The organism is Curtobacterium aurantiacum (assembly GCF_018598555.1).
GTDB classification, from domain to species: Bacteria; Actinomycetota; Actinomycetes; order Actinomycetales; family Microbacteriaceae; genus Curtobacterium; species Curtobacterium aurantiacum.
In genome coordinates this window covers 70736-83907 of sequence record NZ_JAHEWN010000017.1, presented here as the reverse complement: position 1 = coordinate 83907, position 13172 = coordinate 70736, and the positions used below count along the sequence as shown (strand labels likewise).

8 protein-coding genes and 1 tRNA gene are annotated in these 13172 nt (G+C 71.1%); 1 reads left to right on the top strand and 8 read right to left on the bottom strand.

Going from position 1 to position 13172, the window contains the following annotated elements; genetic code table 11:
* Nucleotides 1–62: 62 nt before the first annotated feature.
* The 4 genes from KK087_RS14280 to exaC form a co-directional block, all read right to left on the bottom strand.
* Nucleotides 63–144, bottom strand: a tRNA-Leu gene (locus tag KK087_RS14280).
* A 55-nt stretch (nt 145–199) separates the two neighbouring features.
* Nucleotides 200–1375, bottom strand: coding sequence for a GAF domain-containing protein (locus KK087_RS14275; protein ID WP_214566164.1), 1176 nt, complete (start codon nt 1373–1375; stop codon nt 200–202).
* A gap of 52 nt (nt 1376–1427) precedes the next feature.
* Nucleotides 1428–1826: a DUF779 domain-containing protein gene (locus KK087_RS14270; protein WP_214566161.1), complete on the bottom strand. Its 399-nt coding sequence runs from the start codon at nt 1824–1826 to the stop codon at nt 1428–1430.
* Nucleotides 1826–3367, bottom strand: a complete 1542-nt coding sequence (gene exaC / locus KK087_RS14265; RefSeq protein WP_214529757.1) for an acetaldehyde dehydrogenase ExaC — start codon at nt 3365–3367, stop codon at nt 1826–1828. Before exaC ends, KK087_RS14270 begins: the two co-directional genes overlap by 1 nt.
* A 151-nt stretch (nt 3368–3518) precedes the next feature.
* Between exaC and KK087_RS14260 the strand changes: the two genes are divergently transcribed.
* A complete protein-coding gene (locus KK087_RS14260; protein WP_173033968.1) occupies nt 3519–4058 on the top strand; it encodes an HdeD family acid-resistance protein in 540 nt (179 codons plus the stop codon).
* A 23-nt stretch (nt 4059–4081) separates the two neighbouring features.
* Here KK087_RS14260 and KK087_RS14255 read toward each other — a convergent pair whose 3' ends face one another.
* The 4 genes from KK087_RS14255 to gltB form a co-directional block, all read right to left on the bottom strand.
* A complete protein-coding gene (locus KK087_RS14255; RefSeq protein WP_214566159.1) occupies nt 4082–5176 on the bottom strand; it encodes a VIT1/CCC1 transporter family protein in 1095 nt (364 codons plus the stop codon).
* Between the two features lie 130 nt (nt 5177–5306).
* A complete protein-coding gene (pyk, locus tag KK087_RS14250) occupies nt 5307–6752 on the bottom strand; it encodes a pyruvate kinase (protein ID WP_214529760.1) in 1446 nt (481 codons plus the stop codon).
* 179 nt (nt 6753–6931) lie between these two features.
* Nucleotides 6932–8389, bottom strand: coding sequence for a glutamate synthase subunit beta (locus KK087_RS14245; RefSeq protein ID WP_214566156.1), 1458 nt, complete (start codon nt 8387–8389; stop codon nt 6932–6934).
* Between the two features lie 53 nt (nt 8390–8442).
* Nucleotides 8443–13047 (bottom strand): glutamate synthase large subunit, encoded by a 4605-nt coding sequence (gene gltB, locus KK087_RS14240; protein WP_214566155.1) that lies wholly within the window; start codon nt 13045–13047, stop codon nt 8443–8445.
* Nucleotides 13048–13172 lie beyond the last annotated feature (125 nt).

The window sequence follows — 13172 nt, the reverse complement described above, 5'->3', positions numbered from 1 at the left end:
GCAATTTCGTACGAGTGGCGGGACGCGGGTCCGAACTGCCCCGCACGCCGTGAGCAATTTCGTACGAGTGGCGGGACTTGAACCCGCACGCCGTGAGGCAGAGCATTTTGAGTGCCCCGTGTCTGCCGATTCCACCACACTCGCGAGGAGGCCAACACTACCAGCCCGACCCGCGCCTCCCGGCCCGTCGTCGACGGTCTCAGAAGCCCTCGAGCGCCTCGATCGCCGCCACGAGACCGGCCCGTCGCGGCGACCGACGCGGCAGCACCGCGAGCAGCGCGCGGAGCACGAGCGCGTCGGTCGCGCCGTCCGGGGTGCGCGCCCATGCGAGCAGGGCATCGACGCCGCCGTCGGCGACGACCGACTCGCGGAACCGCAGCCGCACCAGGTCACGGACGGCGTCCACGCCGGGTGCGGCGGAGCCCGGCAGCACCGGTCCGGCGTACCGGTCGACGGCCTGGAGGCGCGCCCCACGTTCGAGCGCGGACAGCACGCCGTCGACGTCGGTCCGGACCCCGGTCACCCGGTACGGCCGCGACGTCACGGTCACGTCCGGCGCGTGGCGCGCGAGGACCCGGCGCAGCCGGACGACCTCGGCGCGCAGGGTCACCACGGCCCGCGGATCGCCGTAGACGGCGGTGGCGAGGTCCGGGGCCGCGAGGCCGCCCGGGTGCGCGGCGAGCACGACCAGCAGTTCCGAGTGCCGGGCGGAGAGCTGGACCCGGCGGTCGGCGAGCCGGAGCACGGCGGTGTCGGTGCCGAGCACCGTCAGCTCGGCCGCGGCCTCCGGCGCGCGGGGCGGCCGTGACGGCGTGCGGGCCGCGGCGAGGGCGAGCTGGGCCTCGGCCGCGGCGACCGTGGCGGTGAGCAGCGACAGCGTGTGCCGTTCGACGGCCCGGTCGTCACCCGTCAGGTCGAGCACCCCGATCGTGGCACCGCTCGCGTCGTGCACCGGGACGGCCGTGCACGAGAACGGTTTGACGGCGTTCGCGTAGTGCTCGTCGGAGCGGATCTGCACCGGACGGTCGAGGCGGAGCGCCGTGCCCGGGGCGCTGGTGCCCACGCGGTCCTCCGCCCAGTCGGCCCCGGGGACGAACCCCATGTCCTCGGCCGCGCGACGGGCCGAGCGGGCGCCGTCGACCCAGACGAGCCGGCCGGAGGCGTCCCCGACGGCGACCACGCACCCGGCAGCGCGGGAGTCGTGGAGCAGCAGCCGGCGGACCACCGGCAGCAGGGTGGCGATCGGCCCGTCGTGGCGCGCGGCGTCGAGTTCGTCGGCACCGAGGGCGAGCACCGGAGCGGCGTCGGGGTCGACCCGGGCGGAGCGCTGCCACGAGGCGGCGACGAGCGGGCGGAGCCGACCGGGTGCGCGCATGCGTCCTCCGATCGGCCCCACCCGTCGCACCGTCGCGACGTGTGCGGTCAGCCTACGTCCGGGCCGCGCGCGGGACCAGGCCGAGATCGGCGAGCTCGGCCTCGTCGAACATCCGCGACCGGGTGAGGAACCGCTTGCCCTCGGGGACCTCGACCGAGAACCCGCCGCCCCGGCCGTCGACGACGTCGATCGTCAGGTGCGTGTACTTCCAGTACTCGAACTGCGACACCGACATGTACACCTCGACCGGGTCGAGGCCGTCGACCTCCAGGGCACCGAGCAGGACGTCCCCCGGGCCGGTCCGGAACATGCCGACGGGGTAGCACATCGGGCTCGAGCCGTCGCAGCAGCAGCCGGACTGGTGGAACATCAGCGGGCCGTGCCGGGCGGTGAGGATCCGGAGGAGCTCCCCCGCCGCCGGCGTCACCGCCACGCGTGCGGTGTCGGGCATCAGAAGAAGCCCATCGGCCCGTCGGCGTACGAGACGAGCAGGTTCTTCGTCTGCTGGTAGTGGTCGAGCATCATCTTGTGGTTCTCGCGCCCGATGCCGGACTGCTTGTAGCCACCGAAGGCCGCACCCGCCGGGTACTGGTGGTAGGTGTTCGACCACACCCGCCCGGCCTGGATGTCCCGTCCGGCGCGGTACAGGGTCGTGACGTCACGGCTCCACACCCCGGCGCCGAGCCCGTACAGGGTGTCGTTGGCCGTGGCGATCGCGTCGTCGTAGCCGCTGAAGGACGTCAGGGCGAGCACGGGCCCGAAGATCTCCTCCTGGAAGATCCGCATCGAGTTGTCGCCCTCGAACACCGTCGGCGTGACGTAGTAGCCGCCGGAGAGCTCGCCGCCCAGGTCTGCGCGCTCGCCACCGGTCAGGAGCTTCGCGCCCTCCTGCTTGCCGATGTCGATGTAGCTCAGGATCTTCTCGAGCTGGTCGTTCGACGCCTGGGCCCCGATCATCGTCGACAGGTCGAGCGGGTGTCCCTGCTTGACGGCACGGACGCGTTCCAGGCCGTCGGCGACGAACCCGTCGTAGATCTCCTTCGCCACGAGCGCCCGGGACGGACACGTGCAGACTTCGCCCTGGTTGAGGTTGAAGAACGTGAAGCCCTCGAGCGCCTTGTCGTAGAAGGAGTCCTTCTCGGCCGCCACGTCGGGGAAGAACACGTTCGGGCTCTTGCCGCCGAGCTCGAGCGTCACCGGGATGAGGCTCTGCGAGGCGTACTGCATGATCAGTCGCCCGGTGGTGGTCTCCCCCGTGAAGGCGATCTTCCGGATGTCCGGGTGCTGCGCGAGCGGTGCGCCGACCTCGATGCCGAAGCCGTTGACGACGTTGAGCACGCCGGCGGGCAGCAGGTCGCGGATGAGCTCGACGAGCACGTGGATGGACGCCGGGGTCTGCTCGGCGGGCTTCAGCACGACGCAGTTGCCGGCGGCGAGGGCCGGTGCGAGCTTCCACACCGCCATCAGGATCGGGAAGTTCCACGGGATGATCTGCCCGACGACGCCGAGCGGTTCGTGGAAGTGGTAGGCCACGGTGTCGTGGTCGATCTCGCCGGCGGAGCCCTCCTGCGCACGGATCGCCCCGGCGAAGTACCGGAAGTGGTCGATGGCGAGCGGGATGTCCGCGCCGAGGGTCTCGCGGATCGGCTTGCCGTTCTCCCACGTCTCCGCGACGGCGAGCATCTCGAGGTGCTCCTCCATGCGGTCGGCGATCTTGTTGAGGACGACCGCGCGCTCGGCCGCGCTCGTCCGTCCCCAGGCCGGGAACGCCTTCCACGCCGCCGCCACTGCACGGTCGACATCGGTGGAGTCTCCGCGCGCGACCTCGGTGAAGACCTTGCCGGTGACCGGGGTGGGGTTCTCGAAGTACTGGCCGCTCGCGGACGGCACGTACTCGCCGCCGATGAAGTGGTCGTACCGCGACCGGAACTCGACGAGGGAGCCGGCCTCGCCGGGTGCGGCGTAGCTGGTGGGCGAGGGTGCGATGGTCATGGTGGTGCCCTTTCGACGACGCTGTCGGGGCGCACGGGTCGCGCGCCTGCTCCGCACGGTACGACCGCGGGGGTTGCAGGTGGTTGCACGGCCCGGAGGCGCGACGGGTAGCGTGCTGGACACCAGCGCTGGCGATCAGGGAGGAGCGCTCGTGGATTCTCGTGCCGTCAGGACGTTCCGGGTGTTCGTCGTCGTCACCGCCGTCGTCGCCATCGCACTGGGCATCGTGGCGATCGTCTGGCCCCGCCCGTCGCTCGTGCTCGTGGCGCTGCTGTTCGGCGTGTACCTCGTCGTGGCCGGAGCGCTCCGGGTCTTCGCCGCGGTGCGGGGGCACGGCACCCGTCCGGTGTGGCGGTGGACGTCCGGCATCGTCGGCGGCCTCGTCGCGGTCGCGGGGCTCGTGACCCTGCTCGACCCGGCGATCCCGCTCGTCGTCTACGCCGTGCTCGCCGGGGTCGGGTTCCTGATCGAGGGGGTCGCCGCGATCGTCGGCGGCTTCGTCGGCCACCCGGGGTCGTCACGCGTCCCGACGGTCGTCAGCGGCGTGCTGTCGATCATCGGGGGCATCGTCGTGCTCGTCGCGCCCGGACTCGCGCTGACCGTCTTCATGGTCTTCGCCGGCATCGCGCTCATCGTCGTCGGGGCCGCGGCCCTGCTGCTCCTGCCGCCGCGCGCCGCCGTCCGCCGGTAGCCGCCGCGTGCCGCCGTCCGCCGCTAGGCCGACCCGGTGCCGAAGAGCAGCCCGAGCGCGTAGGTGACGATCGCCGCACCGAACCCGATGGCGAGTTGCCGGAAGGCCCGCTTGCCCGGCGAGGCACCGCTCAGCACACCGACGACGGCGCCCGTGCCGAGCAGGGCGATCCCCACCAGTCCCCCGGCGACCGCGATCGCCGGCCATCCCTGCATCCCGAACAGGAACGGCAGCACCGGGATGACCGCGCCCGAGGCGAAGAAGCAGAAGCTGGACACCGCGGCGCTCAGGCCCGTGCCGACCGCCTCGTGGTCGTCCCCCACCGGGACCGGGCCCGTCGCCGGCCGCCGTTCCCCGATGCCGGACAGGACCCGGGCGGCGTGCTCGGTCGCCTCGGCCTCGGACATCCCGCGGGCCCGGTAGACCAGGGCGAGTTCGTTCGCGTCGACGTCGAGGTCGGACACCGCGCTGCGCGCCTCGGGGTGCGGCGTGGACGCGTCGAGCAACTCGCGCTGCGAGCGGACGGACACGTACTCCCCCGCCCCCATCGACAGCGCGCCGGCGAGCAGACCGGCGATGCCGCTGAGGAGCACGAAGTGGCGATCGGCCCCGGATGCGCTGATGCCGATGATGAGGGCCAGGTTCGACACCAGGCCGTCGTTCGCGCCGAAGACCGCGGCGCGGAAGGTACCGGACAACCGCATCCGCCCCCGGTTCGCGAGCCCCCGGACGACCTCGCCGTGGATGCGCTCGTCGGCGGCCATCCGTGCGGTCGCGTCGGCGTCGTCGGCGTACGGCGAACGGTCCTCGGCGCGCTGCATGAGCGCGAGGACGAAGACCGACCCGAACCGCTTGGCCAGCACGGCGAGCACCCGGGTGCGCAGGCTCCCCCGCTGCGGCCGTCCGACGTCGTCGCCGAGCAGGTCGAGCCAGTGCTCGGCGTGCCGCCCCTCGGCCTCGGCCAGGGCCGCCAGGATCTCGCGATCTTCGCCGGACCGGCGGGCGGCGAGGTTGCGGTACACGGCCGCCTCGGCCCGTTCGTCGGCCAGGTAGCGACGCCAGCGGCGGACGTCGGCGCGCGACGCCGGGGTGTCGGATCGGAGGCTCACAGCGACCATCCTGCCGCCTGCGGCCGAGGTCGGGTCGCCACCAGGGCCGTGGAGACGCGGCAGGGCGCGGACCGGAAGCGGTCGGCGCTGCTCGCACCGTGCCTCCCGTCCGCGCCCTGGTGGCGACGGAACCTGCTGATCAGTCGCGGACGTAGGCCGGGGCGGCCTCGGCGTGGGCGTCGCCCACCCGGTGCACGCGCAGGTCGTTCGTCGAGCCCTCGATGCCGGGAGGGGACCCGGCCGTCACGATGACGCGGTCGCCGGGGGCGGCCAGGCCGTTCTCGAGGAGGACGTCGTCGACCTGCGAGAAGAGCTCGTCGGTGTGGGTCTTGCGCTCCACGAGGAACGAGCGGACGCCCCAGGTGAGGGCCATCCGACGGCGCGTGGCCTCGTTCGGGGTGAAGGCGATGATCGGCAGGCCGTGGCGCAGGCGCGACATGCGGCGGGCCGAGTCACCGGACTCGGTGAAGACGCAGAGGTACGACGCCTCGGTGAACTCGGCGATCTCGACGGCGGCGAGGGTGATCGCACCACCGAGCGTGCGCGGCTTCGTGCCGAGCGGGGCGATGCGCTCGAGGCCGTGGTCCTCGGTGGACTCGACGATGCGGGCCATCGTGCGGACGGTCTGCACCGGGTACTCACCGACGCTCGTCTCGCCGGACAGCATGACCGCGTCGGCACCGTCGAGGACGGCGTTCGCGACGTCGGAGGTCTCGGCGCGGGTGGGGATCGGCGACGAGATCATCGACTCGAGCATCTGCGTCGCGACGATGACCGGCTTCGCCATGCGGCGGGACAGCTCGACGGCGCGCTTCTGCACGATCGGGACGGCCTCGAGCGGGAGCTCGACACCGAGGTCGCCGCGAGCGACCATGATGCTGTCGAAGGCGTCGATGATCTCCTCGAGCGCGTCGACGGCCTGGGGCTTCTCGACCTTGGCGATGACCGGCAGGCGCTTGCCCTCCTCGTCCATGATCTCGTGGGCACGCACGACGTCGCTCGCGTTGCGGACGAACGACAGCGCGATGAGGTCGGCACCCTGGCGGATCGCCCAGCGGAGGTCGGCCTCGTCCTTCTCGCTCAGCGCGGGGACGTTGACGGCGACACCGGGCAGGTTGATGCCCTTGTTGTTCGACACCGTGCCGGCCACGACGACCTCGGTGCGGACCCGCACGCCGTCGGTGTCAAGGACACGGAGGCGGACGCGGCCGTCGTCGATGAGCAGCGGGTCACCGGGCTTGACGTCCTGCGGCAGGCCCTTGAACGTCGTGCCGCAGATCTCCTTCGAGCCGGGCACGTCCTCCGTCGTGATGGTGAAGATGTCCCCCACCGCCAGGTCGTGCGGGCCGTCGGCGAACTTGGCCAGACGGATCTTCGGACCCTGCAGGTCGACGAGGATCGCGACGGGCTTGCCCAGCTCTTCGGCGGCACGGCGGACGTTGACGTAGTTGGCCTCGTGGACGCTGTAGTCACCGTGGCTGAGGTTGAGGCGGGCGACGTCGACGCCCGCTTCGATGATCTCCTTGACGGTCTCGTAGTCCGACGTTGCCGGTCCGAGCGTCGAAACGATCTTTGCGCGTCTCAATGGATTCCTTCGTGGTGGTGGATGGAGCTTGGGTTTCCGCGCTGTGGGGCCGCGCGGAACGAAGCGAGGCCACCAGCACCTTATCGAGTGCTGGTGGCCTCACGCTCACGGGAGCGTGAGCATCTGGTGGAGACGGTCCGCCGCCTGGCCGCGTTCCGACATCCGGTGACCGTCCGACATCAGACGGAGATCGCGCGGTCGGTCGCCTTGACCGGTGCCGGCAGGATCGTGGAGCCCTCGAGGTACTCGTCGACCTGCGCGGCCGCGGCACGGCCCTCGGCGATCGCCCACACGATGAGCGACTGCCCGCGGCCCGCGTCTCCGGCGACGAACACGCCGGCCTCGTTGGTCGCGTAGTCGGCACGGCGGTCGAGCGCCCCGGACACCGTGGTCGGCAGACCGAGCTGCGGCTCGATGGTTTCCGACTCGGGGCCGGTGAAGCCCATCGCGATGAGGACGAGGTCGGCGGGGATCTCCCGCTCGCTGCCCGCCTTCGGGACCCGTCGGCCGTCGAGGTACTCGGTCTCGGCGACCCGCAGCGCGCGGACCTCGCCGGCCTCGTTCGACAGGAACTCGACGGTGGAGGCGAGGAAGTGCCGCTCACCGCCCTCCTCGTGGGCGCTGGTGATCTCGAACACGGTCGGGAACATCGGCCACGGCTGGTCGGACGGACGCTCGAGCGGCGGCTGCTTGCCGATCGCCAGGTTCGTGACGCTCAATGCGCCCTGGCGGTGGGCGGTGCCGATGCAGTCCGCACCGGTGTCGCCGCCGCCGATGACGACGACGTGCTTGCCCTCGGCCGTGATCTGGTTGTCGACCGTCGTGCCAGCATTCGCCTTGTTCTGCTGGACCAGGTAGTCCATGGCGAAGTGCACGCCCTCGAGGTCGCGCCCCGGGATCGGCAGGTCGCGCGGCACCGTGGCACCGGTGGCGACCACGACCGCGTCGTAGCGCGACTTCAGGTCGTCCCAGGTGATGTCCTTGCCGATCTCGACACCGGCACGGAACCGGGTGCCCTCGGCCTGCATCTGCGCGAGACGCGCGTCGATCTGGCGCTTCTCCATCTTGAAGTCCGGGATGCCGTAGCGGAGCAGCCCACCGATGCGGTCGTCCCGCTCGTAGACGGCGACGGTGTGACCGGCGCGCGTGAGCTGCTGTGCGGCGGCGAGCCCGGCGGGACCGGACCCGACGACGGCGACGGTCTTGCCGGTCAGACGCTCGGGCGGGTGCGGGGTGACCCAGCCGTTCTGGTACGCCTGGTCGATGATCGAGACCTCGACCTGCTTGATCGTCACCGGGGGCTGGTTGATGCCGAGCACGCAGGACGACTCGCACGGTGCCGGGCACAGCCGACCCGTGAACTCCGGGAAGTTGTTCGTCTCGTGCAGGCGCTCGATCGCCTGACGGCCCTCACCGCGCCACGTCAGGTCGTTCCACTCGGGGATGAGGTTGCCGAGCGGGCAGCCCTGGTGACAGAACGGCACGCCGCAGTCCATGCAGCGGCCGGCCTGACGCTTGAGTACGCCGGACTCCTGCTGCTCGTAGACCTCTTTCCAGTCCATGAGCCGCACGGGCACGGGTCGCCGGGGCGGGAGTTCGCGTTCCTGGACCTTCAGGAATCCCTTGGGGTCAGCCACCGGTCACCTCCGAGGTCGTGTCGGGCACTGCCTGTTCCGGACGTGCGTGACGCTCAGCCACCGGTCACCTCCATGATCCTGTTCCAAACGATGTCACCGTCGGGGTCGAGCCCCTCGTCGACGGCCTGTCTGCGCGTCTCGAGCACCGCGGCGTAGTCGCGCGGCAGCACCTTGACGAAGTCGCTCAGGTCTCCGGACGCGAGCAGGTCCGAGGCGAGCGTCGACCCCGTCTCGTCGGCGTGCCGGGTGAGCAGGTCGGTGACGATCTCGACGTCGGCACTGTCGAGTGCCTCGAGCCGGAGTTCGCCGGAGGCCAGCGCGTCGGTGTTGACGTGCTCCTCGCGCAGCCCGCGGACGTACGCCGTGCCGCCGGACATGCCGGCGCCGAGGTTCCGACCGGTCTCACCGAGGATGAGCGCGAGGCCGCCCGTCATGTACTCGAGCGCGTGGTCGCCCACGCCCTCGACGACGGCGGTGGCACCGGAGTTGCGCACCAGGAACCGCTCGCCCACGATGCCGCGGATGAACATGCTGCCCTGGGTCGCGCCGTAGCCGATGACGTTGCCGGCGATGACGTTCTCGGCCGGGTCGAAGCCCGAACCGGCATCCGGCCGGACGACGATCTGGCCGCCCGACAGCCCCTTGCCGACGTAGTCGTTGCTGTCCCCGATCAGCCGGAGCGTGATGCCCGCGGGGAGGAACGCCCCGAGCGACTGCCCGGCCGAGCCGCGAAGGGTGACGTCGATCGAGCCGTTCGGCAGCCCGTGCTCGCCGTGCCGCAGGGTGACCTGGTGGCCGAGCATCGTGCCGACCGCACGCTCGGTGTTCCGGATCGGCAGGTCGAGCGCGATCGAGCCACCGTGGTCGAGCACGTCGGCGGTCTGCTGGATGAGCTGCACGTCGAAGTGCTGGTCCAGCTCGTGGTCCTGCTCGCGGTGGTGGCGACGCGGCTCGGCGTCGTCGAAGTGCGGTCCCTTGAGCACCGGCGCGAGGTCGAGCCCCGACGCCTTCCAGTGGTCGACGGCGCGGTCGACGTCGAGGACGTCGGTCTGCCCGATGGCCTCGTCGAGGCTGCGGAAGCCGAGCTCGGCGAGGAGCTCGCGGACCTCCTGGGCGATGAACTCGAAGAAGTTCACGACGAACTCGGGCTTGCCGGAGAACCGCTTGCGGAGCTCGGGGTTCTGGGTGGCGACGCCGACGGGGCACGTGTCGAGGTGGCACACGCGCATGAGGATGCAGCCCTCGACCACGAGCGGCGCGGTCGCGAAGCCGTACTCCTCGGCGCCGAGCAGCGCTGCCACGACGACGTCGCGGCCGGTCTTCATCTGCCCGTCCACCTGCACGACGACCCGGTCGCGCATGCCGTTGAGCATGAGCGTCTGCTGCGTCTCGGCCAGACCGATCTCCCACGGGGTCCCGGCGTGCTTGAGCGAGTTCAACGGGCTCGCACCGGTCCCACCGTCGTGGCCGGACACGAGCACGACGTCGGCCAGGGCCTTCGTCACGCCAGCGGCGACCGCGCCGATGCCGGACTGGCTCACGAGCTTCACGTGGACGCGGGCGGCCGGGTTGGCACGCTTGACGTCGAAGATCAGCTGCTTGAGGTCCTCGATGGAGTAGATGTCGTGGTGCGGCGGCGGTGAGATGAGCCCGACGCCCGCGGTCGCGTGTCGGGTCCGGGCCACCCACGGGTAGACCTTCGCCGGGGGCAGCTGTCCGCCCTCGCCCGGCTTCGCACCCTGTGCCATCTTCAGCTGGATGTCGGTGGCGTGCGTCAGGTACATGCTCGTCACACCGAAGCGCCCGGAGGCGACCTGCTTGATCGCACTGCGGCGCTCGGGGTCGAGCAGGCGGTCGACGTCCTCGCCGCCCTCGCCCGTGTTCGAACGGCCGCCGAGGCGGTTCATCGCGATGGCGAGCGTCTCGTGGGCTTCCTTCGAGATCGACCCGTACGACATCGCGCCGGTGTTGAACCGCTTCACGATCGACTCGATCGACTCGACCTCGTCGAGGGCGATGGGCTTGCGGGCGCCCTGCTTGAACCGGAAGAGCCCGCGGAGCGTCATCAGCTGCTCGGACTGGTCGTCCACCGCGCTCGAGTACTCCCGGAAGATGTCGTAGCGGCGGGCACGGGTGGCGTGCTGCAGCCGGAACACCGTGTCCGGGTTGAACAGGTGCGGCGGCCCCTGACGACGCCACTGGTACTCGCCGCCGACCTGCAGCCGCTCGTGTGCGAGCACCGCCCCGTCCTGCGGGTACGCCTGGGCGTGCCGCTCGGCGTTCTCCTTGGCGATGACGTCGATGTCGACGCCGCCCAGGATCGACGAGGTGCCCGTGAAGTACTTGTCGACGAACTCCTGGCTGAGCCCGACGGCCTCGAACGCCTGCGCGCCGGCGTAGCTGGACACCGTGGAGATGCCCATCTTCGACATGATCTTCAGCACGCCCTTGCCGAGGGCCTTGATGACGTTCTTGACGGCCTGCTCCGGGGTGATCCCGGGGATCATGCCGGCGCGGACCAGGTTCTCGCAGGTCTCCATCGCGAGGTACGGGTTGATCGCCGACGCGCCGTACCCGATGAGGGTCGCCACGTGGTGGACCTCGCGCACGTCGCCGGCCTCGACGATGAGCCCGACCTTCATGCGCTGCTCGGTGCGGATGAGGTGGTGGTGGACCGCGGCGAGGAGCAGGAGGCTCGGCACCGGTGCCTGCTCGGAGTTGCCGTCGCGGTCGGACAGCACGATGAACTGCTTGCCGGACTCGATCGCGGCGTCGACCTCGTCGCACACGGCGGCGATGCGCTTCTGCATCGCCTTCTTGCCGGCGTCGACGCGGTACAGGCCCTTGATCGTGACGGTCAGGTGGCGACCCGACTCGGTCTCGAAGTGCTGGACCTTGGCGAGCTGGTCGTTGTCGATCACCGGGAAGTCGAGCGTGATCTGCTTCGCGTGCTCGGGACCGGCGGACAGCAGGTTGCGCTCCGGGCCGAGACCCATCCCCATCGAGGTGATGACCTGCTCGCGGATCGAGTCGAGCGGCGGGTTCGTCACCTGGGCGAACTGCTGCGTGAAGTAGTCGAAGAGCAGGCGGGGGCGCTCCGAGAGCACCGCGATCGGGGTGTCCGAGCCCATCGCACCGAGCGGCTCCGCGCCGGCGGCCGCCATCGGGCGCAGCAGGATCCTGACCTCTTCTTCGGTGTACCCGAACGCGCGCTGACGGCGGGTGACCGAGGCCGGGGTGTGCACGATGTGCTCACGCTCGGGCAGGTCGTTCAGGTTGATCCGACCGGCTTCGAGCCAGTCGCCCCACGGACCCGACGCGGCGAGTTCACGCTTGACCTCGTCGTCCTCGATGATCCGACCCGCCTCGGTGTCGACCAGGAACATCCGGCCCGGACGCAGGCGGCCCTTGCGCACGACCTTCTCGGCCGGCACGTCGATGACCCCGGTCTCGGAGCCCAAGACGATGAGTCCGTCGTCGGTGACCAGGAAGCGCCCGGGGCGCAGACCGTTGCGGTCGAGCGTGGCACCGACGAGCGAGCCGTCGGTGAACGTGATGGCGGCGGGGCCGTCCCACGGCTCCATGAGCATCGAGTGGTACTCGTAGAACGCCCGGAGGTCCGGGTCCATCCCGACCTGGTTCTCCCACGCCTCCGGCACCATCATCGACACCGCGTGCGGCAGGGTGCGACCGGTCAGGGTGAGCAACTCGAGTACCTCGTCGAAGGAGGCCGAGTCGCTCGCGCCGGGGCTCACGATGGGCAGGAGCGGGGCCATGTCGCCGAGCAGTTCGCTCTCGAGCTGGGACTGCCGGGCACGCATCCAGTTGCGGTTGCCGCGCACCGTGTTGATCTCGCCGTTGTGGGCGATCGTCCGGAACGGCTGCGCCAGCGGCCACGACGGGAACGTGTTCGTGGAGTAGCGCGAGTGCACGATCGCGAGCTTCGACGCGAAGCGCTCGTCGCTGAGGTCCGGGTAGAACGGCTCGAGCTGGAGCGTCGTGACCATGCCCTTGTAGACCATGGTCCGACTGGACAGCGACATGAAGTAGAGGTCGTTGTCGTGCTCGGCACGCTTGCGGAGCCGGAAGGCCTGCCGGTCGAGGGCGATTCCGCTCCACGACGCGCCGTGGACGTCGTGCCGGATCGAGGCGACGAACAGCTGCTCGAACGCGGGCATCGCCGCGCGGGCCAGGGTGCCGAGGACCTCCGGGCGGACCGGGACCTCCCGCCAGCCGAGGACTTTCAGGCCCTCTTCACGGGCGAGTCGCTCGACCGCGCCCTTGACCGCGTGGCGGGCGTCCTCGTCGAGGGGCAGGTAGGCGGTCCCGACGGCGTACTCCCCCGCGGCGGGCAGCTCGAACGGCACGACGGCCCGGAGGAACTCGTCCGGCACCTGGCACAGGATGCCCGCGCCGTCACCGGTGCCGGCGTCCGAGCCGACGGCACCGCGGTGCTCGAGGTTCCGGAGCGCACCGAGCGCCGCGTCGACGATGTCGTGGCCCGGGGTCCCGCGCAGCGTCGCGACCATGGCGAGCCCGCAGGCGTCCTTCTCGTTCGCCGGGTCGTACATGCCCGTGGCGTCCGGGATCGCCGAGAACCGGCGGTGCGGCGGCACGAGGTTCGTCGATGCCGAGGGCTGTGTTGGCTGGAGCGCCATGGGGAACCGTCCTCACGAGGAAGTGGAACAGGGACAGCGGTGGCCCGGTGGTGCGTTCCGCCCGAGCGGGCGGGACTGGTGCCCGTGCCCGCCGTCAGTGAGTTGCCCTGCCGGCCGGCGAGGTT